This window comes from Halarsenatibacter silvermanii (assembly GCF_900103135.1).
Classification (GTDB): Bacteria; Bacillota; Halanaerobiia; order Halanaerobiales; family Halarsenatibacteraceae; genus Halarsenatibacter; species Halarsenatibacter silvermanii.
In genome coordinates this window covers 1-23,600 of the sequence record NZ_FNGO01000016.1, presented here as the reverse complement: position 1 = coordinate 23,600, position 23,600 = coordinate 1, and the positions used below count along the sequence as shown (strand labels likewise).

Sequence of the window (23,600 nt, the reverse complement as noted above, 5' to 3'; positions counted from 1 at the left end):
TGGGCTGGAATTTTGTCAAAAAATCTTCTGGCAGCAGGGTTGATTATAATCCTGCTTTTTATGTATGCTTTTACAGCCGGAGCTTCTGAACCTGATGTCACGGCGCCGGCGGCTTTGCTGCTCGAACCGGAGACCGGCAGCGTGCTCTATGAAAAAAACGCCGGTAAAGAGCACCCTCCTGCCAGCCTGACAAAGATGATGACGGTTTTGCTGGGCATTGAAGCCCTGGAAGCCGGGGAAATAAAACTTAAGGACCGTGTGACCGCCAGCAGTTATGCCTCCAGTATGGGTGGATCGCAAATTTTCATCGAAGAAGGTGATATTCTCTCGGTTGAAGAATTATTAAAAGCCATCATGGTAGCTTCGGCCAATGACGCCAGCGTGGTTCTGGCTGAAGCAAAAGCCGGAGATTGCTCTGTTTTTATAGAGAAAATGAACGAGCGGGCCGAAGAGCTGGGACTGGATAATACCCATTTTAAAACTGTCAACGGACTGCCTCATGAAAATCAGTATACCACTGCTGAAGATATGGCCAGGCTGGCTCGTGAGCTGGTCAAATATCCAAAAGTTATGGATTGGAGTCAGATCTGGACAAAAACCCTGGAGCTGGCAGACCGCGAGGCAATGATCGTAAATACCAACAGGATGATAAATTCTTATTCGGGTCTTGACGGTCTAAAAACCGGTTATACCCGGGATGCCGGGTTTAATCTGGTGGCAACGGCCAGCCGGGATAATATGCGCCTGATATCGGTGGTTCTGGGGGCTGAAAATGAAAGCAATCGCTCCGAGTCAACTGCTGCTCTGCTCGATTATGGTTTTGAAAATTACCGTCTGGAAAAGGTTCTGGCTGCAGAAGAGGTGTTGAAGGATCTTTCATTAAAGAATTCGGCTCCAGAAAATGTAAAAGGAACGCCGGGCTCCAATCTGTATGCTCTGGTCGAGAAAGGAGACACAACTGAGATCGATTACGAACTCGAGCTTGATAAAAATGTGGAGTTTCCTGTGGAAGCCGGGGAGAGCATCGGTACAATTTACAGTCTGGTAGAAGGAGAGCCAGTCTATGAAGCTGAACTGGAGGCTGAAAACCGCATCGAGAAAGCCGGGATTTTGATGAGAATACTGCGCTGGTTTCGGAACCTATTTCTCTAGAATAAGGTAAATTTTTAAACAATTAATTCTTTGTTTTTTAGAGCATGCAGCCCTTTACAATGGTTTGTACTTCTGCTATAATTAATATCGGATTGATGAGAGAAAGAACGCAGGACTGGTTCTAAGCAGCGGCGGTCAGAAGTTTTCGCCCGGAAATGAGAAAATTTCATTTTTCTCTTTACAGAACCTCTCATATTTGTTACACTATATGAGGTGAGATGAGGCGGGAGAGGCAAAATCGGCCGGCTGAGATCTCGCTGAAAAAGAATAAAAAAAGATTGAATAAAGTCTTTACAATTTATGAACTGTCTGCTATAATGTTTATTGCCGAAGTGAGACAGGATAAGAAGCAGACAATAAGATACAGCATATAAATTTCCGGTGGCAATAGCGGAGGGGCAACACCTGTTCCCATTCCGAACACAGAAGTTAAGTCCTCCAGCGCCTATGGTACTGCAGGGGAGACTCTGTGGGAGAGTAGGTCGCTGCCGGAACTTATTTCCTTTATAGATTTTTGGGGTGTAGCCAAGCGGTAAGGCACTGGGTTTTGGTCCCAGGACGCGCAGGTTCGAATCCTGCCGCCCCAGCCATTAACAAGAATTAAGTGGGCCATTAGCTCAGCCTGGCAGAGCACCTGACTTTTAATCAGGTTGTCGGAGGTTCAAATCCTCCATGGCTCACCATTTTTCGACGCGGGGTGGAGCAGTCTGGTAGCTCATCAGGCTCATAACCTGAAGGTCGTCGGTTCGAATCCGACCCCCGCAACCATTTTTACTCATTTTTTCTACAGGCGGGAATAGCTCAGCTGGCTAGAGCATCAGCCTTCCAAGCTGAGGGCCGCGGGTTCGAATCCCGTTTCCCGCTCCATTTCTTTTGTGGGTCCATAGCTCAGCGGCTAGAGCACGTGGTTCATACCCACGGTGTCAGAGGTTCGAATCCTCTTGGACCCACCATGGAGAGGTACCCAAGTGGCTTAAGGGGCGGGTTTGCTAAACCTGTAGCAGGGCACACCTTGCCCTGGCGAGGGTTCGAATCCCTCCCTCTCCGCCATGAAAATAAGGCTTAAATTTTATATCTTTATAAATGCGCCCTCATCGTCTAGCGGTCTAGGATACCAGGTTTTCATCCTGGCGGCAGGGGTTCGAATCCCCTTGAGGGTGCCATTTTGGGCGAATAGCTCAGTTGGGAGAGCACCTGCCTTACAAGCAGGGAGTCGCAGGTTCAAGTCCTGCTTCGCCCACCATTTATCGCGGGGACGTAGCGAAGTGGCTCAACGCGCCGGCCTGTCACGCCGGAGATCGCGGGTTCAAATCCCGTCGTCCCCGCCACTTTACTATGCCGATGTAGCTCAGTTGGTATGAGCGCTTCCATGGTAAGGAAGAGGTCACCGGTTCGAATCCGGTCATCGGCTCCATCTTACAGTGGGGATGTAGCTCAGCTGGGAGAGCGCTACACTGGCAGTGTAGAGGTCACGGGTTCGAATCCCGTCATCTCCACCATTATTTTTATTTGGGAGGGGTAGCGAAGTCTGGTCAAACGCAACGGACTGTAAATCCGTCGGCGCTGCCTTCGAAGGTTCAAATCCTTCCCCCTCCACCACTTTTTATCCTGCGGGAGTAGCTCAGCTGGTAGAGCGCCAGTTTGCCATACTGGAGGTCGCGGGTTCAAATCCCGTTTCCCGCTCCATTTTTTATTTCAGGAATAATTTTTAAATATCAGAGCTGTCTTTTTGTAACAAATCCTGGAATATCTCTGCCAGTAAACCGGCGGGTGCCGGGGATTTTTTTAGTTTAACGGGATTAAAGCAGCTTTTCCGCCCATTTTTGGTTGTTATCACTTTCTTTATGAGGTATAATCAAATATGTAAAAGCTTAATTATATTAAGAATATTGCTATTTCGCTGCTGATACGGGCAGCCCGGGAGCGGGGAGTGCAGAAATTGAATTTTTTAAGCACCTGTCGTGGGTGGGGGAGCAAAAAGCTCGGACAAATTTTGCGTGCTGCTGAGATGGTCAGTCCTATTTTGTTTTTGATCTTTCTGGGAGTATTTCTGGCCAATCCCGGCAATGTTGTGAGTTTTATGCTGCCGGGAGGAGAAGAATCACTCAGGCTGGGGCTTACTCCTCTGGTTACTATGATGGCCGGGATGATCATGGGACCTTTACCGGGAGTGCTGATAGCTTTTTTTATAGATTTTACATCCGTGGCTATCTGGTATGGACTCGAACAATTTCTATTCTTTTTTGCTTTCGCGGTAGTCCTGAGAGGATTACTTGCCGGTTATTTATACAACCGTGTTTTTAAACGATTCACTTTTAAATCTGTATTTTTGACAATAGCCCTCACCTACGTGATTACTTCAGGACTTTTAACTCCCCTGGCTCTAAATTATCATTACGGACAGCCGCTGATGGCCAATATCGGTCACAGACTGTCGATTCAGGCTCTGGCTGTGCCTATTTATGCTATTATAGCCTTTTTTATTTTGAAATTCAGAGAAGAAAATCAGAAGCTAAAAAAGATGTACATAAAAATGGAGAAGCTGGCCCAGACTGATGAACTGACAGGGCTGGCCAATAGAAGAGCTTTTATCGATACTTTGAATAAATATATTTCGGCTGCTCGCCGACATGAGCAGGAATTACACTTAATTTATTTAGACCTGGATGATTTCAAGCAGATAAATGATTCCTGCGGCCATCAGGTCGGCGTCATACTGCTTCGGCAGGTGGGAAGGGTGTTGAGAGAAGTCGTCCGCGCGGAAGACGCCAGCGCCAGACTGGGAGGCGATGAATTTGCCCTGGCCCTTTTTAATGCCGATGCAGATCAATCCCGGCAGGTTGCGAAAAGGATCAGAACCGGGGTCGAAAATATTAAAATTAAAGAAGTTGAGGGCTGCTGCCTTTCGGTCAGTCTGGGTCTGGCCGGCCTGCAGCAGGAGGATACTTACGAGGATCTTTTGATGCGGGCTGATAAAGCCATGTACAGGTCTAAAAAGAAATATAAGAAACAGATGGTCAGGGAGACAAAACGAGCAAAACCCCTGCAGGAGCTGGAGGCCGGGATTTCAAATGAGCCCCCCCTGGCAGAAAAGGATCGTGTTTAATGCTTTAATCTTTTCAGATTTGAATAATGTAATACATCTTTTCCGAAGCTGAAGATTTTAGGGCTTCGGTATTTTTGTTGCCTGTAGTTTTTAAGCCGTTTTTCACAATCTGCCTGGATGGTAATAGTCTAAGTGCCTGAGTCGGTATATCCGTATCTCAGGAGGGCTTATGGCACAGCCTAAAGCCAGAGTCATAGTGGGCTGCCAGAAATGGACTGACCTCTAATCATTTGGCCGCCTCGCAGGTTCCTTCCAGGAATCCTTGTCGATGAACGAAGTGAATCGGCGGGGAGGATGTCAAAGCAGGTAATGTTTTTTTCGTATTGAATTATGTACAGGAACAGCAGGAATTAATGAAACCAGTGTCGATTATTTCTGCTTATAGCACCGGTTAAAGGAGATATATGATTTATGCTTGAAGAGATGACTTATAAAAGCAGATTTTTGCTGATCATGGCAGCTGCTTTCGTAGTGGGGCTGGCTGTATTTTTGCTGGCGCTGGCTGTTGGCAGCACCAGTATACCTTTCAGAAAGGTTATTAAAGCTCTGATATCGCCTGAAAATGTTTCTGAGAGATATATCGTTATAGTGAGAAATATCAGGCTGCCCCGCATTATTCTCAGTTTTCTCGTCGGAGCGGGTTTGGGCACTGCCGGGGTGATTTTTCAGGGGGTAATCCGCAATCCCATGGTCGATCCTTATATAGTGGGTATTTCTGCCGGGGCTGGAACGGCAGTTACCTTTGCCATCGTCTTTAATTTGAGTTTTACCTTTCTTTATTTCAGCACCATACCTTTTTTTGCTTTTCTGGGAGCTCTGCTCACAGTAGGTGTTGTTTATGGTCTTGCGGTTGAAAATGGTCGGGTGCCGGTGATGACTTTTCTGCTGGCCGGAGTTGCAGTAGCTTTCATACTAGATGCCCTCCGCTCGCTGGTTATGGTGATGGGAACTCAGGATATACAGCAGGTGGTTTTCTGGTTGATGGGCAGCCTGGCCGGCAGCAGCTGGTCGGATATCAGTATGATATTTCCGTATTATCTGCTGGGATTGGTGCCGCTTGTACTTTATATCAATGATTTGAATCTGATACTGCTCGGCGAGGAGAATGCCCATCATATGGGTGTAGACGTCGAGCGGGTCAAAAAAATATTGATAGCTGGAGCTACGCTGGTAACAGCTGCGGTGGTTTCGGTCAGCGGCGGCATCGGCTTTATAGGTCTGGTCATTCCTCATATATCCCGGATGCTGACGGGGCCAGATCATCGCCGTCTGCTGCTGCTGGCTGCTGCTGGAGGAGGGCTTTTTCTGGTGATTTCTGATATGCTGGCTCGCAGTCTGATGCCGCCGATGGAGATACCGGTGGGAATAATCACGGCGCTGGCCGGCGGCCCCTATTTTATATATCTGCTGCGGCGGCGCCGTCAGGGAAGATGGTGATAATTAGTGCTGGAAGTTGAGATGTTGAGTTTTTCCTACCGCGAGGAAAAGAAAATATTTACCGATCTCAGTCTGGAGCTGGAACGCAGAGAATTTACCGGGATTATCGGCCCCAATGGTTCGGGCAAATCGACCCTGCTCAAAAATTTGAGCCGGCTTTATGAGCCGGATGGAGGATCGATCTATCTCGACGGCCGCAGCTTAAATCGGCTATCTGCCTCTCAGCTGGCCCGTCGGCTGGCGGTGGTTCCGCAGGAGATGCGGATAAATTTTCAATTTAACGTCTATGATCTGGTTATGATGGGAAGAAATCCCTATCAAAATCGCTGGGGCAGTGTGAGCGAAGAGGATAGAGATGAAGTTGAACGGGCTATGGCTCTTACCGATGTTCGCAAATTTCGGGATAAAACCATAGATGAGTTGAGCGGTGGGGAGAGACAGCGGGTTATAATAGCGCGGGCTCTCGCGCAGGTCCCTGAGATTTTGCTGCTCGATGAACCTGCGTCCAATCTCGATATAAATTACAAAAGCGAAATTTTTGATCTGCTTGCCTATCTCAACCGCGAAAGCGATCTGACGATTCTGGTCGTCTCGCATGATTTGAATCTGGCTGCCCAGTACTGCCGCCGTCTGGTTTTGCTGGATGAAGGCGAAATCCACTCGCAGGGCTCCCCCGATAAAGTTCTCACCGAGGATAATATCTCCAGCGTTTATGAAACCGGCGTTGTAGTCGAAAAAAATCATATAACCGGTCGGCCCTATGTCACGGTTCTGCCGCGAGAACACAGGGAATATCAAAGTCTTTCTGCAGCCGGCGATAGGGTACATGTGATCTGTGGAGGAGGCAACGCCGGCAATCTGCTCCAGAGACTTTACTTTGCTGGATTCCAGGTGAGCTGCGGGGTGATAAACCAGGGGGACAGCGACTGGAATACCGCCCGCCGGTTTGGGTTTTACACGGTCGATATTCCTCCCTTTGCCTATCTTGATGAAGAGGCCCTGGAGGAAAATGCCGGATGGGTTGAAAAGGCTGAACTTGTGCTTGTGGGTGATCTTCCCTTCGGCCATGGAAATGTTGATAATCTGCTGCAGTTGAAGGAATTTCCCGATAAGGATATAATTATGCTTAATAGAAGAGATATAGAGGAGCGCGATTACACCGGAGGGCAGGCAGCTGAGATATGGAATGAGCTCACCGCCCGGCAAAATGTGAAAACCGCCCGGCAGGAAGAGGAGATGCTCTCTATTGTTGGGAATCTTTTGACCGGGGCCCCCCGGAAGAATGAATCCAGGGAGGAAAGCGGATGATTGGACCTGCATCATTTGATGAAGAACTTTTCGTGGTTTTAAGACCCGGAAGACTGGTGGCCGAAAGCACCGAAAAGCTCCGGCAGGCCTTAAATGAGGGTTATCACCTATATAAAAAAGGAGAAGAACCTCCGCTCCATGTGACTATCGATAGAATTCATCGCGAGGACAGGCTGGAGGCTGCTGAAATTGCGGTAAAATCGCTGCAGGCCACTACCACCGATATCAATTTGCTGCTGGAAGAGTTTACCTGCCTTGAGCAATACGATAATCGTTTTTTGGTTCTGAAGGTAAAACCCACCGAATCGCTTCTCGAATTTTCCCGTGATCTGCATCGCCGCCTCAAAAATGCCGGTATCTCCACCCTTACGGATTATCATGATTGGCAGTATCACATAACTCTGATAAATAATCAGTTTGTCGATAAACCCCTGATAGAGGAGGAGTTTGAAAGACTCTGCCGCAGACTTGATGAGAAATGGAATCGCATAATATCGAGGGTCAGTCGTCTGGAAATCTGGCGTCCTGTCCGGGAAGAGGAAAAGCGGACTTATTTTAGTATCGACCTGAATGAGAGGAGGAATAATGAAAATGGCTGAGATGGAAGGAGCGATACTCGATCTGGATGGAGTTATAACTGACACTGCTGAGTTTCATTTTCTCAGCTGGAAGCGTATGGCTGAAGAGGAAGGTATTGAGTTTGAACGCGAGGATAATGAAAAACTGCGGGGGCTCTCGCGCCGGCACTCGCTGGAGCTGATTTTGGGAGAAAGAATTGACGAGTTTTCGGAGGATGAGATGGAAAGGCTCATGAGCAAAAAGAACAGTTATTATCAGGAGAGAATAGCAGAAATGGATGAGGATGATATGCTTCCCGGGGCGAGAGAATTGATGGAGGAATGCCGGGAACGGGGAATGCAGCTGGCTATCGCTTCCGCCAGCAAAAACGCCCGTATCGTGCTGGAAAATCTGGGTATCACCTCTGAATTTGAGGCTATATCCGACGGTTACAGCGTGAAGAATCCCAAACCCGCACCTGATCTCTTTTTACATACTGCTGATAAGCTGGGGCTGTCCGCGGAAAAATGCCTGGTAGTCGAGGATGCTGAGTCGGGCATAGATGGAGCCTTAAAAGCTGGTATGATGGCAGTGGGAGTCGGGCCTGAAGATAGGCTCGACCATGCTCATATTCGTTTTGACAGCGTTGAAGATGTAGACCTCGATGAGATAATTGAACGCGACGAAAATCTTTAAGATTTTTCATCATCGGCAAATTTTTTGCGATTTCAAGCAGGAAAATGTTCGATGATGAAGAAGGATTTATATAGAGCAGCAGAGCACCGATCAGAATTATGTAGAGCCTAAAATAGAGGCTGTGGTTTTTACAGGCTCTATTTTTTCTTGGGCCTTTTGCAAGCGCTTGCGTAATCCGGGGTGGGAGGAAAATGTCAGTAACGCTTAAAGATTTAGCTGAAATGGCGGAAGTCGCTGAATCGACGGTTTCCCGGGCTCTTAACGACCGTCCCGGTGTGAGCGAAAAAACTCGTCAGGAGATTCTGCGACTGGCAAAAGAGCATAATTACCGCCCCAATCGTATGGCGCAGGGGCTGGCAGGGCAGAAAACCAGAATTTTGGGACTTATACTCCCCGACCTCGATGACCCTTCCCATTATCATATAATCGAGTCCGTTGAATCCGTGCTGGAGGATACCGGTTATCAGCTGGTGATATGCAATACCAGAAGAGATCCGAAAAAGTGCCGAAATTATCTGAATCTCATCGAATACGATCAATTGGACGGTGCCCTGCTGGTCGGGGGCGTTAAAGCCGGCAGCAAATTAATCGAGCTGACCTGGGAGAGGGATAACAGGATTGTGCTGGCCAATCTGCTCGTGGAGGAGCTCAAACTTCCCAGCCATCTTGTCAATTATCGTCAGGGAGGCAGGCTGGCGGCCAGGGAACTTCTGCCTTCCTCCGCCCAAAAACTGGAATCTGGTCCTCCGGCAATTCTGATGGGGGATGAAAATGATTATGTAGAAGATGAGCGCCGGCAGGGTTTTACAGAAGAATGCAGGGATAGAGGCATGGGGGAGCCGGAAGTTGTGTCCGGAGTTTTTTCCCATGAGGATGGCTATCGTGCTTTTCTGGAGCTGGTAGAAGAACATTATCCTCTCCCTGAGGGTTTTTATCTGACTTCCAATCTGCCGGCTGCCGGTCTGATTGAAGCAATCAAAATGGGAGGATATATGATACCGGAAGATTTTCAGGTGGTCGGTACCGGCAGCAATATGATGACGGAGATGATCAAGCCTGAACTCTCGGTGATTCACGAGCCGCTGGAGGAGCTGGCTGTTGACGCTATTAACACTCTTTTAAAGCTGGTCAGGGATGAGGATATCGAAGAGGAGATAAAGGTTTATGATCCTGAGCTCAGACGGGGTGAAACCACCCTGTAAAAACAGCTGATAGATTTTTTATATCATGCTATACATTACGATCCTATTTATAAGGTTCTTCTCGCTCTCTTTTTACACACCTATTTGCCAGCTGAACGTTGGATGAATCATTTATAACAGGGGGTATTTATTCATGGCGGAAGTAGTTTTAGAAGATGTGACCAAAACTTTTAACGATGGTGAAGTCGTGGCGGTAGAAAATGCTGATCTGGAGGTGCGGGATAAGGAGTTTTTGGTTCTTGTCGGTCCTTCTGGCTGCGGCAAATCAACAACCCTGAGGATGATAGCCGGGCTGGAGGATATTACCGAGGGAATCATAGAGATCGGTGAAGATGTCGTAAATGATGTTCCGCCCAAGGACAGGGATATCGCCATGGTATTTCAGAATTATGCGCTTTATCCTCATATGAACGTTTATGATAACATGGCCTTCGGCCTGAAACTTCGCAAATTTCCCAAGGATGAGATCGATAGAAGGGTTAATGAGGCGGCGGATATTCTCGGCATCCCCAATCTGCTCGATCGCAAACCCAAACAGCTCTCCGGTGGTCAGAGACAGAGAGTGGCTCTGGGCAGGGCGATAGTCCGCGAACCCAAAGTATTTTTGATGGATGAGCCTCTATCTAATCTGGATGCCAAGCTGAGGGTTCAGATGAGAGCTGAACTTTCCAAGCTGCACGATAGACTTCAGACGACGGTAATCTATGTCACGCATGATCAGACTGAGGCTATGACCATGGGCGATAGAATTGTGGTCCTGCGCGACGGAAAAATTCAGCAGGTTGCTCCTCCTATGGAGCTTTACAGAAAACCGGTAAATATGTTCGTTGGTGGATTTATAGGCAGCCCGGCCATGAACTTCACCGATGCCAGTCTGGCTGAAAAGAATGGTGATATTTATGTCCAGGCTGATGATGAATTCGAGATAAAACTGGCCGAAGAGCTGGTGGAGGCTAATCCCCAAGTCAGCGATTACGTGGACAAGGATGTTGTATTTGGAATAAGGCCGGAAGATCTCAATGATGCTGAGATAACTCAGGATGTCGATGTAGCCACAGAGAACACGCTGGATGCCGAGGTCGAAGTTGTAGAGCCGATGGGTTCGGAGATAAATCTCTATATCAACACCGGCAGCCGTGAATTTATAGCTACAGTCGACGCCGATAGTAAAGCTGATGTAGGGGATACGGTGACCATGGCAGTGACTCAGGAGAATATGCACATCTTTGATAAGGAGACAGAGGAATCAGTTTTTTATTCCTGATCTCCTGATCATATTCTGTGGTTTTGTTAGGTCCGGCGGGTTGAACGGGCTATACGAGTTTCAAAAAATATCGGGCAGACCCAAAACATACTTTAATCGGCAGCAGTTCAGACCAAATTTCCGACTGCAACTGCTGCCGGGTCTGTTTTCTGATTCAGGTTTTGTCCGCTGCAAGCAGGAATAATCCCGGCGGTGTAGAAACTTATAATTGCGAGACTTGCGAATTCATGAACTTTTTGGCTCTGTGGCTGGCCCGGAGGGATTAAAATGAGGGAAAGCGGTTTCAGCAGACTTTTATTTCGCAGAATACTTCCTCTGTTAATAATGATTATGGCGGTCTTTTTTCTTTACAACATAGCGGCAAATTTTTTTCGTATTCGCAGGCTCCGGACCGAAGTAGAGCGCATGGAAAGGAGGATTGAGCAGGCAGAGGCCGAACAGGAAGAACTAAAACTGGAACTGGAGCGGCTCGATGACCCCGATTATATTGAGGCCCTGGCCCGGCGCAGGCTGGGAATGGTAAACCCCGGTGAGGAATTGATAATACCCTACGAACCGGAAAGGGAAAGCGATGAGGAGGTTGACTGAAAGTAAGATCGATCGATGTTTGACAGTGCTCAATAGTTGGTATATAATTAAAACAATATTAATACCCTGAGGAGGAGTTTATTAAGTATGTCCATTGAAGAAGGTGCCACTGTTACAGGCGAAGTTACCGGAATTACTGATTTTGGTGCATTTGTTGACCTGCCCGGAGGCGAGACTGGTCTGATTCATATCTCGGAGATAGCGAACTCATATGTTAAGGATATTACTAATTATGTTAAGGAAGGCGAGGAAGTCAAGGTCAAAGTCATCAATATCGACGACGATGGAAAAATCGGCCTCTCGATAAAACGGCTCGATGATCCTTCCGATCGCCGGGATCATGCTCCCAAGAAATCATTCGAGGAGAAGATGGATGAGTTTCTGGAACAGAGCAGCGACAGGCAGAAAGATATCAAAGATAGGCAGGCCGATTCTCAATAAGAGTCGTGCATTTTCCGGCCGGGCAGGCCCCGGCCGGCAGAGGAAGTGATTATCAGCGGCAGGCAGACAGGATAAGAGAATAAATTTCCCTAACAACTGCTGATATTGCGGGAATTTTTCTTCAGCATCCTCGTACAGGGGATGTTTTTTTTCATGATTGGACCGTCAAATCAGCATAATACAGGAGGAACATTTCTGTGAGTGAAGAGGAGATGAATGCTGCCCAAAAAAGCAACTCCAGTATATCCGCTGCCGGGCGTCGACTGGTGGAGCAGCAGCTGGGGCGCAGTGCTAAAAACGCTCTGGCCATCTGTGATCGCTGCAGCTCGGGCTTTCCCCGGGTGGTGAAGGTCCATCCCTTTTTTGAGAGGGAAGTGTTTCCCACCACTTACTGGCTTACCTGCCCCCGGCTCAAATCCCGGGTTCAAAAACTTGAAGATGAAGGTCTTCTGGATCGACTGACAGAAAAGGAGAAAAGCGATGAGGAGTTTGCCCGGGCTGTTCAGCGGGCTCATGAAGAGTACGCACAGAAGCGCCGCAGTTTGATGGATGAAAAGCTCTGGAAAAAGGCTGCGGAGCTGTCCCGGGATGTAATTGAGGTGCTTAAAAATTCCGGGGTTGGGGGTATCCGTACAGAAAAAGGATTGAAATGCCTGCATACTCATCTGGCCCATTATCTGGCCGGAGGAAATAATCCTGTGGGCAGAATAACTGCTGCCAGTCTGGAATTTCCCACACTCTGTCGTGACTGCAGCGATTACAGAGAGGGTGATTGATACTGAAAACTAACAGCACACTTCGGCGGGCTGCTGCCGTAGATATTGGTTCTAATTCCTGTCGTCTTTTGATCGGTCAAAAACAGGAGAATGAAATTGTCAGAGAGAGGTATGAGATGGAAACTACCCGTCTGGCCGAAGGAGTCGACAGGACGGGTAGGATAAAGGCAGAGGCAGCCGGGAGAACGCGGGCTGTCTTGAGACGTTTTGCCGAAATAATATCCGAAGCTCAGGTTGAAAGGGTGATGGCTGCCGGAACCAGCGCTCTGCGCAGGGCTGAAAGAGGAGAGAAACTCAGGCGGGAGTTTGCCGATATTCTGGGCGGCTCTCTCAGAATAGTTTCGGGCAGAGATGAAGCCCGGCTGGTTCTGGCCGGTGTTAAAAGCTATCGCGGCCGTAAGGTCGATGCTGTCATAGATATCGGTGGAGGCAGCACAGAGCTAATATTTTCATCTCTCTCTCCGGATAAATTCGAATATTTTAGCTTTGAGCTGGGGGCGGTGAGCATGACCGAGAATTTAATATCTGATCCTGCCGCCGCCATCGATCGTTCTGCCCTGGCTGAGATAAAAAAAGAAACGGCCGCCCGGATCAAAAAGTCTGAAAATTCCAGCCGAAATATTCTGGACTTTTATGGAGCAGGTGGTACTATCACCACCCTGGCGGCTATATCCCAAAAAATGGGCGAGTACAGACCGGAAAAAGTAGAGGAATATGAGCTTGACAGCTCCGAGCTCGAAAAAATCACTTTCGAGCTGGCCTCCAGGCCGATCGCTGAGAGAAAAAAAGTTCCGGGTTTAAAACCGGAAAGAGCCGATATAATAGTTGCAGGTGCAGCTATTCTGACAGGAGTACTGGATGAGCTCGAATTGAGCGGTCTTAAGGTAAGCGATAGGGGGATTTTGTTCGGTCTGCTGGAACAGGTTTTTTCAGGCCGGGTTTAAATGCTCAAAAAGTTGACAGCGGGCAGGAGAATTTCCGCTCTTATAGAACTTAATCTTGAGGCATATAAATCGGGAGGAATGCCCTATGGATCTTCTTGAGGAGTTTGCGGATTACTGCCGCCGTGAGAAGCTGGTCTCAGAGGGCGACAGCGTTCTTCTGGCCGTATCAGGCGGTCCGGATTCGCTGGCTCTGCTGGATCTTTTTGATCGTCTCCGGGAAGACTGGAATCTTAAGCTGGGGGTTTTTCATCTCGATCACTGTTTGAGAGAAGATGCTTCTGAAGAGGCTGAATTTGTCAGACAGCAATGTGATAAAAGGGATATAAATTGCTGGCTGGAAGAGGTTGATGTAAATGAGGTCAAAAAACGGAGGGGAGGCAGCACTGAGGAAATAGCCCGAGAACTGAGGCTTTCTTTGATCTATAAATATCTGCGCCGGGAGGAGATGGACAGGGCTGCTTTAGGTCATCAGGCCAACGATAGGGCCGAAACCATTATTTTTAATCTCGTCAGAGGAGCCGGCATGAATGGTCTCAGCGGTATAAGTCCGTGTTCAAATCATTGGGGATACCCTTTCATTCGCCCGCTGCTTGATTTTACGCGCAATCAGCTGGAAAATTACTGTGACAGCAGATCTCTTGAACCCAGGATCGACAGGAGCAATTTTTCTCTCGATTACGACCGCAACAAGATACGCCAGAAATTAATCCCCTATCTGGAAAACAATTTTAACCCGGAACTGGTTCCGATTTTAAATTCGATGGCCGAGCTCATCAGCGAGGAACACGAATTTTTGAACGGGCTGGCCAAAAGATGTTTTCGTCAGCATGCAGAAGTTGTGAGCGAACATCGGATTGAGGTGGAATATGAACCCCTTAAAGACCTGGACAGGGTGCTGCGCCGGAGGTTATGGAGGCTCATCGTCGAGAAACTTCTGGGCTCAACCGAGGGTTTTTACCGTGATCATATAGAGTTGATGGAGGAAATACTGCAAAAGGCCGGCCGGGAATCTAAAAGCCGGGACTATCATCTGCCGGAAGGAGTGCTGGTCAGAGAGGAGTATGGAGTATTATCTTTTCGGGATCAGGTCTGGCAGAAATTAAATGAGAGTGTTGATTATCATATCCGGGTGGAAGATCCGGGTAAAATTGAGCTGCCCGGAGGAGATAATCTCAGATTGGAAATTCAGAATCTGCCGGAGAACTGGCGGGATCAGGCTGAAAATTCGGAGACTGCTTTTCTGGATGCAGAAGCTATCAGCTGGCCGCTGACCATCAGGACACGCAGGCCGGGAGATCGGTTTCAGCCGCTGGGTATGAGTGGCAGAAAAAAGTTGAAGGACTTTTTTATCGACGAAAAGGTTCCCCGCCATCGCCGCGATAAAATTCCCCTGCTGGTGGATTACAGCGGAAAGATAATCTGGATTGTAAATATGAGATGTGATCACAGGTTTAGAGTTACCCCTGCAACTGAGAAAATACTGCGGGTCGATTTCTGTAAAAATCGAGAGGAGTGAATTATTTTGTCTGCCAAGATTGCTGAGGATAAGCTGGCCGAAATTATTATCGAACAGGATGAACTTCAGAACAGAATTGAAGAAATGGGGCGTGAGATAACTGATGCCTATGAACCAGGGACCGAGCTCAGACTGGTCTGTATATTGAGAGGAGCAGTTATGTTTATGGCTGATCTTTCTCAATCCATAAATATGCCGGTAACCTTCGACTTTATGGAAGTTTCCAGTTATTCGGGCACCGAATCGACCGGGACGGTCAGAATTATCAAAGACCTTGAAGATGCTATCAGCGGCGAACACGTCCTGATAGTGGAGGATATTATAGATACCGGTCTAACCCTGAGAAACGTCGTTGACATGCTCGAGACCAGAAAGCCGGCCAGCATAAAAGTGGCCACTCTGCTGGACAAACCGGAAAGACGCGATTATAAGCATATAGATGTAGATTTTAACGGCTTTGAGATACCCGATAAATTCGTGGTCGGTTATGGGCTGGATTATGAGGAAAAATATCGCAACCTGCCCTTTATCGGAGTGCTTGAGGAAGGTGAATACAACTAGGGAACTTTTACAAAAGGGTTTCGGTGTGGTATAATTGTGCAATGTATAATTCGGAGAGGAGAAAGCAAGTGAAATCATTTTATAGAAGAAGCCTGAGAGGAGGTAAGTGCATTTGAACAAATTTGCCAAGAATATCGGCTTTTATCTGCTTTTAATAGCAATATCTATTCTGGTAGCCCAGTTTTTTATGCAGCAGGGTCCAGAAGAGATCGAAGAATTCACCTATTCTGAGCTAATGCGCCAGGTAGAAGCCGGTAATATCGATGAGGTCACCATGGTCGGCAGTGAGAGGGTGGAGGGCACCTTCGAGGGCCAGGAATTTGAAGTAGATGTGCCTCCGGAGGATACGTCTTACCTCATGCAGGCCCTGAGGGCTCAAAATATAGAAATATCGACCGAACCCGAACCTTCCGCGCCCTGGTGGCTCAATATTTTAGGCTATATGCTGCCGATAGGCATATTGATCATCGCCTGGATATTTATCATGCAGCGCATGCAGGGCGGTGGCGGCAAGATGATGTCTTTCGGCAAGAGCAAAGCCAATCAGATGCAGGAACAGGATAAGGATGTAACCTTTGATGATGTGGCCAATTATGAAGAGGTCAAGGAGGAGCTGCAGGAGGTTGTTGAATTTCTAAAAAATCCTCGCAAGTTCTCCAGACTGGGTGCTGAAGTTCCCAAAGGGATTCTGCTGGTGGGACCTCCGGGTACCGGTAAAACTTTGATGGCCCGGGCTGTTGCCGGCGAAGCCGGAGTGCCTTTCTTCTTTGTAAGTGGTTCTGACTTCGTAGAGATGTTTGTTGGAGTTGGAGCTTCGCGGGTAAGAGATCTGTTTGAAAAAGGCAAAGAGAATTCACCCTGCATAATATTTGTAGATGAGCTGGATTCGGTCGGCCGTCAGCGAGGAGCTGGCGTAGGCGGCGGTCATGATGAGAGAGAGCAGACGCTCAACCAGCTGCTTAACGAGATGGACGGTTTTGAATCCAACGAAGGTATTATTCTGATGGGGGCTACCAACCGACCGGACGTGCTCGATCCGGCTCTTTTAAGGCCTGGACGTTTTGACAGGCAGGTAGTTGTCGATAAACCCGATATCAGGGGTAGAAGACTGATTCTGGAGATACATCTTAAGAACAAGCCTGTAGCCGACGACGTTGACACCGAGATTCTGGCTAAAAGAACACCGGGCTTTACCGGTGCTGATATGGAGAATCTGACCAACGAGGCTGCTATACTTTCTGCCCGCCGCGGCAAGGATGTCATAACGATGACTGAATTTGATGATGCTGTCGATCGTGTTATTGCCGGTCCGGCCAAAAAGAGCAGGGTAATTTCAGAGGAAGAGAAAAATCTGGTGGCCTACCACGAAACCGGTCATGCTCTTCTGGGAGAGCTGCTGGAGCATGCTGACAGAACTCATAAAGTTTCGATCATTCCCCGGGGAGGAGCCGGAGGCTTTACCATTCCTCTGCCCGAAGACGATAAAAACTTTATGACCAAATCGGAACTGCTCGACAAAGTTACTTCACTTCTGGGTGGCCGGGTGGCCGAGGAGATATTCCTGGATGACATCTCCACCGGAGCTCAAAACGACCTCAAAAGAGCGACCAAAATTGTCCGCGCCATGATAACCCAGTACGGCATGAGCGATAAGCTCGGGCCGCTGACGCTGGGTGAACAGCAGGATGGGCAGGTCTTTCTCGGCAAAGATCTCTCAACCGGGCGTAATTACAGCGAAGATGTAGCCTCTGAAATCGATGATGAGATCAGCTCTTTTATGGAGCAGTGTCACCGCAAAGCCAGGGATCTTCTGGAAGAAAATGCTGAAACTGTACAGCGTGTCGTCGAAAACCTCAAAGAACATGAAACTCTCAAATCCGAGCAGATTCAAAAGCTGATGGAGGGAGAGGAAATAGAAGAACCTCAGGAAAAAGAAGAGGAATCATCGCCATCTGATTCTGCCGGGGAAGAAAAGGAATCAGAAGAGGAAGAGCTTCCCGATATCCCCCGCACGGAAAGCGGACAGGATACCGGTTCTGTTCCCGGGCACTGATAGCTGAACCAGATAAATAAAAGCTCATAAATGTTGAAGCTGGGAGAGCTTTCCCTGCCGCCTGGCGCGGGAAGGGGAGGCTGAGAGGGGTTGAAATCCCGATCCCTAAAACCTGAACGGGATAATACCTGCGCAGGGAAGCAGCTCATAGCTGGTATGATAGAATATCTAAAGGCATGGTCTGCCTCTGTGCGGATCATGCCTTTTTTGCGTGAATTAAAATCCAGACTTTCCGCATACCAAAATTTGAGGAGGAATTATAATGATATCAACAGAAAAGGTCGTGGCAGCAGGTCTGTTTGCGGCGCTGGGTACAGTGCTGGGAGGGATATCATTTCCACTTGGCCCAACCCGGGTTATGCCTCTGCAGCATACTCTCAACTCCATCATGGGCATCCTTCTGGGCCCCTGGCTGGCAGCTGCAGCAGCCATGATCACCGGATTTTTGCGGTTATCACTGGGTTTTGGCACTATATTTGCTCTGCCGGGCGGTCTTTTCGGCGGTATAGTTGTGGGATATGTTTATCGACTGACCGATAAAAAGATTGCCGCCCTGACCGAGCCTCTGGGCACTTCGCTGATCGGCGGCACTGTCAGCGGCATGCTGGTAGCTCCGGCTATGGGCAGCGCTCAAACTTCGATTTATTTTATGGGTATTTTTGCGGCCAGCGCCATCCCCGGAGCTATTATTGGATATGTGCTCATCAAAGCTCTGAACTTAATCGATATACCTCTTTTGGAGGAGTTTAGCCAATGAATCGGCCTGTTTCCGCTTTTAACTGAATCGCTAAAACTTTAAAGGAGGGGTTGAGATGTCCTTTACTGAAAGTTTAAGAGAACATGCGGACTCTATCTGGTCGGCCTGGCATGAGCATCCTTTTATTCGGGGAATAGGTGACGGCAGTCTGGAGGAAGCCAAATTTAAGTACTGGCTCAGGCAGGATTATCTGTACCTTATCGATTATTCGCGGGTTTTTGCTTACGGCGGAGCCCGGGCGCAGAAGCTGGAAGTTATGCAGAAATTTGCCGGCCTGATGGATGGAATACTGAATACGGAGATGGAACTGCACCGCCAGTATGCAAAGGAATTTGGTATCGAGCTGGAGGATCTTGAGCGGGAGGAAAAATCTCCTTCCTGCCAGGCCTATACGGATTTTTTGGTCAGGACGGCGTCAGAAGGCTCGGTTCCCGAAATTCTGGCCGTGCTGCTACCCTGTCTCTGGGGCTTTTTGGAGATAGGTGAAAGGCTGGTTGAGACGGGGGATACCTCAGAGGAAAATCTCTATCGAGACTGGATAGAGATGTATAGTTCTGATGATTTCCGTCAGCTCACCGATTGGGCCCGGGAGCTTATGGAAGATTATGCGGAAGATCTATCAGACCGACGCCGTCAGCGACTGAAAGAACTATTTGTCATCAGCAGCCGCTTTGAATACAAATTCTGGGACATGGCTGAAAATTTAGAGGAATGGGAAGTTTGAGTTATTACTAAAATAAGGATCTTCCAGCCGTTACTATCATGATATTATAGTGATCTTATACGATATCTATCAACTGATAACAAGAAGAACCTAAAATAATTTTGAGATTCGATGGGGCTGACGGCAGTCCAGGCAGTTATAGAGCGGGGGAAGAGAACAAAAAAACTGCTGAAACTGGAAGCGACCATTGATTAGAAAGATTATGAATCTGTTGTAATGCTCGATGAAATATGTTACAATTTTGTCAAGTGGCAGAGTAAATAACTGTGCGTGTTAGTGCTTCGGGATGGGACGTTGCCTGAAGACGAAAGCCTCAAGGCTGCGGTGCAGTTATTGCGTCCGCTGTCGCCAAAGAGCCTTTCTCTTTGGTGCCAGGGTACCTGCCATGGACCAGAGAGAAAGGGGGTGTATGGAGCAGTGAAAATCTCCACCCACCGCCTGGTATATGCTGCGCTTCTGATAGCGCTGAGCATAATCTTTACCAGGATATTTAGTTTAAGAATCGCTCTAGGTGGGGCAGAGGGAATCAGAATTGGCCTGGGCGGTCTGCCGATAGTCTTCGCTGGAATCGCTTTTGGACCGCTGGTTGGTGGTATTGTCGGGGCTGTTTCGGACCTGATCGGGTTTTTTATTAACCCCATGGGCCCTTACATGCCGCATTTTACTCTGACTTCATTCCTCACCGGTTTTATGCCGGGTATATTCATCTGTTATTTCTTTGCCGGTAGAAAGAGCTTTCGCAATATACTTATCACCATTGCGATCACCCAGGTGATAACCGCCGTCCTGATGGTCCCCTATTTTCAGAATTCTTTGTTCGGCATTCCTTATATAGCTACCGTGCCGTCCCGGGTAATATCTCAAGCCGGAATGATTCCACTCTACGCCTATCTGAGCAGAATGCTGCTTCGTTATAATCTGATCAAAATTCCGGAACACTGCCGACCTGCCAGCGGCTAAAAAATTCAGCTGGCCGGGCGGGCATCGTAAAATAAAGAGCCAGTCTGGAAAATAAAAATCCCCGCTGCTGGCAGCAAACTTTGCCGGCGGCGGGGATTAATCTATTGTTTTTCATATTTTCTTAATAGTTTTTATATCAGTTTATGCTGCTGATTTTAAAGCTCTTCCGGCTGATTGGTTAATTCGACCGGAATGAGGTCAGGCTCGCCTTCGCGCATCACCCGGAGCAGTATTTCATCTCCGACCTCACGCTCTCTGATTTTGTCGGCGAACTGCTCGGTTGTCTCGATTTCTTCCCGATCCAGCTCGGTGATCACGTCATAGGGCTGCAGGCCGGCTTCATCTGCGGGACTGTTCTCGAAGACATCGACCACTATTATTCCAGTATCGTCTTCAAGATTGAAGTGATCCTGTAATTCAGGTGTGACCTCCCGATAATATATACCCAGCCAGGGGATGCGAACCTCACCGTATTCGCGAATGTCTTCCAGGGCGAATTTGACTTCGTTGATGGGAATGGCGAATCCTATTCCCTGAGCTCTGGTAGCTACTGCTGTGTTGATTCCTATCACTTCACCGTCGATATTTACGAGCGGTCCGCCGCTGTTTCCCGGATTTATGGCGGCATCGGTCTGAATTAGATTGCGGTAACGCCGGACCTGCCCTTCGGGAGTGGGGATTTCGATCGGTCGCTCTAATGCGCTGACAACCCCCAGGGTTACGGTGTAATCAAAACCTACGGGATTGCCGATGGCCACAGCCCAGTTCCCCTGCCTGATATCTTCTGAATCTCCCAGCGGTATGGGAGCCAGTTCGGCATCTGTTTCAACCTTGAGGATGGCCAGATCGAGTCCGTAATCAGACCAGATAACCTCGGCATCTTTTTGTTCTTCGTAACCTTTGATGGTAACTTTTATCTCGTCGGCATCGGCAACTACATGCTGATTGGTAATGATGTGACCTTCCTCGGTGGCTATAAAACCGCTGCCGATCCCTTCCCGTGTTCGGGGTTCATCATCGGGTTCGGGCATCTCATCGTAGCGATCCGGGAAGAAGAAGCGAAAGATTTCTTCTTCAAAAGGATGGCTTTCGGCAATTTCTATCTGGCGTTCGGTGTCGATCATGACCACCCCTTCTTCCACTTCGTCGGCTATATCGGCCACAAAGTTTTGCTCTATTTGAGCCGGGTTTTCTTCTCCGGCAGCGGGAAAGGCGATGAATATCATCAGCGGGATTGCCGCAAAAATAAAAAACAAAGATATTTTATTTAGCCTTTTTATCATAATGGAATTCCTCCTTCTTTATTTTATGGTTGCTTTACAGTTAAGATTATATTATAATAGTCTGAGCAAGTCAAAATGGATCCTATGATTGGTTCAACAAAAAGAAGATTTGGAAAATTACTTTAAAAAGGTGAGTGCAGTATGAAAAAATCTCTCTTTAATGATCAGATTCTGGAGAATTTGCATGATGACATTAAAACAATCTGGCCGGAGCTGCAGGTAAAATACAATTCCGAGGTGGAATCGACCAATTCGCTGATAAAAAAGAAGGCTAAGTCAGGGGATTATACCCCTCCTCTCCTGCTGCTGGCCGGAGAACAAACCGCAGGCCGGGGCCGCCGACAGCGAAGCTGGTACTCGCCGGCTGGAGGTGGACTCTATTTTTCTCTGCTGCTCAAGCCCGAAGTTGCTCCCGAGGAGCTGTATATCTATACTGTTCTGGCCTCGCTGTCTATTCAACATGCTCTGCAGCACTTCGGTTTTGATGCCGATATAAAGTGGCCTAACGATATTCTGCTTTCAGATTCAAAGCTGGCCGGCATACTGAGCGAACTTCTGGACTGTGGTGATAGTGATAACCTTGTGATTATCGGCTCGGGTATAAACACCCATATAGAAGAGTTTCCGCGGGAAATAGCTGACCGGGCAACCTCCCTCGTACGGGAAGAGGGAATGGCTCCGCCTGTAGAAGCTCTGATGAGCAGAATAATTGCAGAGTTCAGAACCAATCTGGAAGAGGTAACCCGTCAGGAAGCGAGGGAAGATCTGCACAAAACCTGGGTCGAAGCTCTGGGCCTTGGAGGCTGCAAAATCAAGATAAGAACCGAGCAGGGGCTTTTTTCCGGCACAGTGCAGGAGATATCCGAAAGGGGAGAGCTGATAATCGATCGGGAAGGCAACCTTATGCACCTGGATACCGGGGATATAATGAATTTCTATAACTCGGGTGAAAAATAATGATCACACTGGGAGATCTTGAGCTTTCCACCGCTTTAATTCCGGCTCCCATGGCCGGTGTGACCGATCTGCCTTTTCGCCAGATTTTAAGGGAGTACGGTGCTGAGCTGGTCTTTACCGAGATGGTCAGCAGCCATGGACTGGTCCAGTGTAACAGCCGGACGGAATCTCTGCTCGACATCAGGCCGCAGGATGGTTATACCGGCGTTCAGATATTTGGAGCGGATCCTGAAATTATGGCCCGGGCGGCTGAGCGGGTAGAACAGGAATATACTTCTGATCTGATAGACATCAATATGGGCTGTCCGGCTCCCAAGGTTACGGGGGGAGGAGCAGGAGCAGCTCTGCTCAAAACTCCGGAGCTTGCCTGTGATATTGTAAAAGCGGTGAAAAAAAGTGTCGACCTGCCGGTGACGGCCAAATTGAGGAAGGGCTGGGATATAGACGACAGCAGCAGTCTTGACCTGGCTGAAAAACTGGTCGATGCTGGTGTCGAAGCTCTGGCTTTGCACGGACGCACCCGCGAGCAGTTTTATCAGGGAGAGGCTGACTGGGAAGTTATCGCAGAGCTGGTAAACAGGGTGGAGGTTCCTGTGATCGGCAACGGCGATATTTTTTCAGCTCAGGATGCCGGGCGAATGCTGGAGATGACAGGATGTCAGGCGGTAATGCTGGCCAGAGGCATCAGAGGGAATCCCTGGCTCATAAGCCAGGGGCGCCGGCTTATCGAAAAAGGCAGGCCGGTTTCTGAGCCTGATTATGAGGAGATAATCGAACAGGCCTGCAACCACCTGCGCAGGGCAGTGGATTATTATGGTCCGGGGCGGGGAGTGCGGATTATGCGTAAGCACATATCCTGGTACCTGAAAGGGCTGCCCTACTGCAGTCCGGTCAAGGACAGGGTTAACCGGATAGATTCCCGGGAGGAGGTCGAGGAAGAACTTTACAGTTATCTTGAAAGGCTGCAAAAAAAGGAAAAATCCGGTCCTCTGAGTTTTATTTTTGTGGGTAGAAGCAGGAAAATGGTATAGAAATATAGAATGGGTCTCACACACCAACCTCTAAAAAGAAGGAGTGTGAGACCCAATGATTGAACTCATTTTAAGTGTACTACATGGTCAGGATACTTTCAAGGGTGTGGAGGAAGAGTTATTGAAGATACTGCGCAGGAAATTCATAGAACTTTTAGCGGAAGTTCTTGAAGAGTTTGATGAGCGTTTAATGGAGACAAGGGACAGGGAAAGGCTTGAGGTTAAAGGGATAAGAGAGAGAACTATTGTTACTGTTTTTGGAAAGATAACTTTTGAACGCAGATAT

23 protein-coding genes, 13 tRNA genes, 1 rRNA gene and 2 riboswitches are annotated in these 23,600 nt (G+C 48.3%); of the genes, 35 read left to right on the top strand and 2 right to left on the bottom strand.

The annotated features are described in order from the left end of the window. Nucleotides 1-12: 12 nt before the first annotated feature. From BLT15_RS09005 to BLT15_RS08845, 32 genes are all read left to right on the top strand, one after another. A complete protein-coding gene (locus tag BLT15_RS09005) occupies nt 13-1,152 on the top strand; it encodes a D-alanyl-D-alanine carboxypeptidase family protein (protein ID WP_159429884.1) in 1,140 nt (379 codons plus the stop codon). Between the two features lie 377 nt (nt 1,153-1,529). Beyond that, nucleotides 1,530-1,646: ribosomal RNA gene (gene rrf / locus BLT15_RS09000) — 5S ribosomal RNA — on the top strand. 21 nt (nt 1,647-1,667) lie between these two features. Continuing rightward, nucleotides 1,668-1,742, top strand: a tRNA-Gln gene (locus tag BLT15_RS08995). A 16-nt stretch (nt 1,743-1,758) separates the two neighbouring features. After that, nucleotides 1,759-1,835 (top strand) — tRNA-Lys (locus BLT15_RS08990). Between the two features lie 8 nt (nt 1,836-1,843). Continuing rightward, a tRNA-Met gene (locus tag BLT15_RS08985) sits at nt 1,844-1,920 on the top strand. A gap of 22 nt (nt 1,921-1,942) precedes the next feature. Then, nucleotides 1,943-2,019 (top strand) — tRNA-Gly (locus BLT15_RS08980). Between the two features lie 10 nt (nt 2,020-2,029). Next, nucleotides 2,030-2,105: transfer RNA gene (locus BLT15_RS08975), tRNA-Met, on the top strand. A 1-nt stretch (nt 2,106) separates the two neighbouring features. Beyond that, nucleotides 2,107-2,202: transfer RNA gene (locus BLT15_RS08970), tRNA-Ser, on the top strand. A 37-nt stretch (nt 2,203-2,239) separates the two neighbouring features. Beyond that, nucleotides 2,240-2,315 (top strand) — tRNA-Glu (locus tag BLT15_RS08965). A 4-nt stretch (nt 2,316-2,319) separates the two neighbouring features. After that, nucleotides 2,320-2,395, top strand: a tRNA-Val gene (locus tag BLT15_RS08960). Between the two features lie 8 nt (nt 2,396-2,403). Continuing rightward, nucleotides 2,404-2,480: transfer RNA gene (locus BLT15_RS08955), tRNA-Asp, on the top strand. Nucleotides 2,481-2,489: 9 nt separating this feature from the next. Beyond that, a tRNA-Thr gene (locus tag BLT15_RS08950) sits at nt 2,490-2,566 on the top strand. A gap of 9 nt (nt 2,567-2,575) precedes the next feature. Further along, nucleotides 2,576-2,651 (top strand) — tRNA-Ala (locus BLT15_RS08945). A gap of 13 nt (nt 2,652-2,664) precedes the next feature. After that, a tRNA-Tyr gene (locus BLT15_RS08940) sits at nt 2,665-2,751 on the top strand. Between the two features lie 11 nt (nt 2,752-2,762). Then, nucleotides 2,763-2,838: transfer RNA gene (locus BLT15_RS08935), tRNA-Gly, on the top strand. A 253-nt stretch (nt 2,839-3,091) separates the two neighbouring features. Beyond that, nucleotides 3,092-4,258, top strand: a complete 1,167-nt coding sequence (locus BLT15_RS08930) for a GGDEF domain-containing protein (protein WP_089760858.1) — start codon at nt 3,092-3,094, stop codon at nt 4,256-4,258. A gap of 411 nt (nt 4,259-4,669) precedes the next feature. Beyond that, a complete protein-coding gene (locus tag BLT15_RS08925) occupies nt 4,670-5,695 on the top strand; it encodes a FecCD family ABC transporter permease (protein ID WP_089760856.1) in 1,026 nt (341 codons plus the stop codon). A gap of 6 nt (nt 5,696-5,701) precedes the next feature. Continuing rightward, nucleotides 5,702-7,003 (top strand): ABC transporter ATP-binding protein, encoded by a 1,302-nt coding sequence (locus BLT15_RS08920; protein WP_089760853.1) that lies wholly within the window; start codon nt 5,702-5,704, stop codon nt 7,001-7,003. Continuing rightward, the gene (locus BLT15_RS08915; RefSeq protein WP_089760851.1) at nt 7,000-7,602 is read left to right on the top strand and encodes a 2'-5' RNA ligase family protein; all 603 of its coding nucleotides are present in this window, start codon (nt 7,000-7,002) and stop codon (nt 7,600-7,602) included. Before BLT15_RS08920 ends, BLT15_RS08915 begins: the two co-directional genes overlap by 4 nt. After that, nucleotides 7,595-8,257 (top strand): beta-phosphoglucomutase, encoded by a 663-nt coding sequence (gene pgmB, locus BLT15_RS08910; protein ID WP_200769732.1) that lies wholly within the window; start codon nt 7,595-7,597, stop codon nt 8,255-8,257. The genes BLT15_RS08915 and pgmB overlap by 8 nt, the downstream gene beginning before the upstream one ends. Before the next feature lie 191 nt (nt 8,258-8,448). Continuing rightward, nucleotides 8,449-9,459 carry a LacI family DNA-binding transcriptional regulator gene (locus tag BLT15_RS08905; RefSeq protein WP_089760848.1) on the top strand — a complete coding sequence of 337 codons (1,011 nt, stop codon included), beginning with the start codon at nt 8,449-8,451 and terminating at the stop codon, nt 9,457-9,459. 133 nt (nt 9,460-9,592) lie between these two features. Further along, nucleotides 9,593-10,723 carry an ABC transporter ATP-binding protein gene (locus BLT15_RS08900; RefSeq protein ID WP_089760846.1) on the top strand — a complete coding sequence of 377 codons (1,131 nt, stop codon included), beginning with the start codon at nt 9,593-9,595 and terminating at the stop codon, nt 10,721-10,723. A 267-nt stretch (nt 10,724-10,990) separates the two neighbouring features. Further along, nucleotides 10,991-11,311, top strand: a complete 321-nt coding sequence (locus tag BLT15_RS08890) for an FtsB family cell division protein (RefSeq protein ID WP_089760843.1) — start codon at nt 10,991-10,993, stop codon at nt 11,309-11,311. Between the two features lie 87 nt (nt 11,312-11,398). Next, complete coding sequence (locus BLT15_RS08885) at nt 11,399-11,752, top strand: S1 RNA-binding domain-containing protein (protein WP_089760841.1); 354 nt, start codon at nt 11,399-11,401, stop codon at nt 11,750-11,752. Nucleotides 11,753-11,949: 197 nt separating this feature from the next. Next, nucleotides 11,950-12,528: a DUF501 domain-containing protein gene (locus BLT15_RS08880; protein WP_089760839.1), complete on the top strand. Its 579-nt coding sequence runs from the start codon at nt 11,950-11,952 to the stop codon at nt 12,526-12,528. Beyond that, nucleotides 12,525-13,472 carry a Ppx/GppA phosphatase family protein gene (locus tag BLT15_RS08875; protein ID WP_089760837.1) on the top strand — a complete coding sequence of 316 codons (948 nt, stop codon included), beginning with the start codon at nt 12,525-12,527 and terminating at the stop codon, nt 13,470-13,472. The genes BLT15_RS08880 and BLT15_RS08875 overlap by 4 nt, the downstream gene beginning before the upstream one ends. Before the next feature lie 85 nt (nt 13,473-13,557). Then, nucleotides 13,558-14,988, top strand: coding sequence for a tRNA lysidine(34) synthetase TilS (gene tilS, locus BLT15_RS08870; protein WP_089760835.1), 1,431 nt, complete (start codon nt 13,558-13,560; stop codon nt 14,986-14,988). A 3-nt stretch (nt 14,989-14,991) separates the two neighbouring features. Next, nucleotides 14,992-15,549, top strand: a complete 558-nt coding sequence (gene hpt / locus BLT15_RS08865; RefSeq protein WP_427854225.1) for a hypoxanthine phosphoribosyltransferase — start codon at nt 14,992-14,994, stop codon at nt 15,547-15,549. Nucleotides 15,550-15,661: 112 nt separating this feature from the next. After that, nucleotides 15,662-17,602 (top strand): ATP-dependent zinc metalloprotease FtsH, encoded by a 1,941-nt coding sequence (gene ftsH, locus BLT15_RS08860; protein ID WP_089760832.1) that lies wholly within the window; start codon nt 15,662-15,664, stop codon nt 17,600-17,602. A 31-nt stretch (nt 17,603-17,633) separates the two neighbouring features. Further along, nucleotides 17,634-17,758: riboswitch (TPP riboswitch) on the top strand. 106 nt (nt 17,759-17,864) lie between these two features. Further along, complete coding sequence (thiW, locus tag BLT15_RS08855) at nt 17,865-18,359, top strand: energy coupling factor transporter S component ThiW (RefSeq protein WP_089760830.1); 495 nt, start codon at nt 17,865-17,867, stop codon at nt 18,357-18,359. 55 nt (nt 18,360-18,414) lie between these two features. Further along, nucleotides 18,415-19,083 (top strand): thiaminase II, encoded by a 669-nt coding sequence (tenA, locus tag BLT15_RS08850; RefSeq protein WP_089760827.1) that lies wholly within the window; start codon nt 18,415-18,417, stop codon nt 19,081-19,083. Nucleotides 19,084-19,333: 250 nt separating this feature from the next. After that, a riboswitch (THF riboswitch) is annotated at nt 19,334-19,430 on the top strand. Between the two features lie 70 nt (nt 19,431-19,500). After that, nucleotides 19,501-20,043: a folate family ECF transporter S component gene (locus BLT15_RS08845; RefSeq protein WP_089760825.1), complete on the top strand. Its 543-nt coding sequence runs from the start codon at nt 19,501-19,503 to the stop codon at nt 20,041-20,043. Here BLT15_RS08845 and BLT15_RS13230 read toward each other — a convergent pair. Together BLT15_RS13230 and BLT15_RS08840 are read right to left on the bottom strand one after the other, a co-directional pair. Next, the gene (locus tag BLT15_RS13230; RefSeq protein ID WP_159429883.1) at nt 20,006-20,158 is read right to left on the bottom strand and encodes a hypothetical protein; all 153 of its coding nucleotides are present in this window, start codon (nt 20,156-20,158) and stop codon (nt 20,006-20,008) included. The genes BLT15_RS08845 and BLT15_RS13230 overlap by 38 nt on opposite strands. A gap of 40 nt (nt 20,159-20,198) precedes the next feature. Then, the gene (locus BLT15_RS08840) at nt 20,199-21,326 is read right to left on the bottom strand and encodes a S1C family serine protease (RefSeq protein ID WP_089760824.1); all 1,128 of its coding nucleotides are present in this window, start codon (nt 21,324-21,326) and stop codon (nt 20,199-20,201) included. 141 nt (nt 21,327-21,467) lie between these two features. On the opposite strand from BLT15_RS08840, the gene BLT15_RS08835 reads away from it, so the two are divergent. The 3 genes from BLT15_RS08835 to BLT15_RS08825 form a co-directional block, all read left to right on the top strand. Then, complete coding sequence (locus BLT15_RS08835) at nt 21,468-22,283, top strand: biotin--[acetyl-CoA-carboxylase] ligase (protein ID WP_089760822.1); 816 nt, start codon at nt 21,468-21,470, stop codon at nt 22,281-22,283. Beyond that, nucleotides 22,283-23,314 carry a tRNA dihydrouridine synthase DusB gene (gene dusB / locus BLT15_RS08830; RefSeq protein WP_234985572.1) on the top strand — a complete coding sequence of 344 codons (1,032 nt, stop codon included), beginning with the start codon at nt 22,283-22,285 and terminating at the stop codon, nt 23,312-23,314. The genes BLT15_RS08835 and dusB overlap by 1 nt, the downstream gene beginning before the upstream one ends. Before the next feature lie 55 nt (nt 23,315-23,369). Continuing rightward, on the top strand, nt 23,370-23,600 hold a 231-nt coding region (locus tag BLT15_RS08825), incomplete at its 3' end, for a UPF0236 family transposase-like protein (protein WP_200769730.1).

Coding starts and splice junctions, on each gene's coding strand:
- BLT15_RS08925 (WP_089760856.1), top strand. CDS start 4,670: ATGCTTGAAGAGATGACTTATAAAAGCAGATTTTTGCTGATCATGGCA.
- BLT15_RS08915 (WP_089760851.1), top strand. CDS start 7,000: ATGATTGGACCTGCATCATTTGATGAAGAACTTTTCGTGGTTTTAAGA.
- pgmB (WP_200769732.1), top strand. CDS start 7,595: ATGGCTGAGATGGAAGGAGCGATACTCGATCTGGATGGAGTTATAACT.
- BLT15_RS08905 (WP_089760848.1), top strand. CDS start 8,449: ATGTCAGTAACGCTTAAAGATTTAGCTGAAATGGCGGAAGTCGCTGAA.
- BLT15_RS08900 (WP_089760846.1), top strand. CDS start 9,593: ATGGCGGAAGTAGTTTTAGAAGATGTGACCAAAACTTTTAACGATGGT.
- BLT15_RS08890 (WP_089760843.1), top strand. CDS start 10,991: ATGAGGGAAAGCGGTTTCAGCAGACTTTTATTTCGCAGAATACTTCCT.
- BLT15_RS08885 (WP_089760841.1), top strand. CDS start 11,399: ATGTCCATTGAAGAAGGTGCCACTGTTACAGGCGAAGTTACCGGAATT.
- tilS (WP_089760835.1), top strand. CDS start 13,558: ATGGATCTTCTTGAGGAGTTTGCGGATTACTGCCGCCGTGAGAAGCTG.
- thiW (WP_089760830.1), top strand. CDS start 17,865: ATGATATCAACAGAAAAGGTCGTGGCAGCAGGTCTGTTTGCGGCGCTG.
- tenA (WP_089760827.1), top strand. CDS start 18,415: ATGTCCTTTACTGAAAGTTTAAGAGAACATGCGGACTCTATCTGGTCG.
- BLT15_RS13230 (WP_159429883.1), bottom strand. CDS start 20,158: ATGAAAAACAATAGATTAATCCCCGCCGCCGGCAAAGTTTGCTGCCAG.
- BLT15_RS08840 (WP_089760824.1), bottom strand. CDS start 21,326: ATGATAAAAAGGCTAAATAAAATATCTTTGTTTTTTATTTTTGCGGCA.
- BLT15_RS08835 (WP_089760822.1), top strand. CDS start 21,468: ATGAAAAAATCTCTCTTTAATGATCAGATTCTGGAGAATTTGCATGAT.
- dusB (WP_234985572.1), top strand. CDS start 22,283: ATGATCACACTGGGAGATCTTGAGCTTTCCACCGCTTTAATTCCGGCT.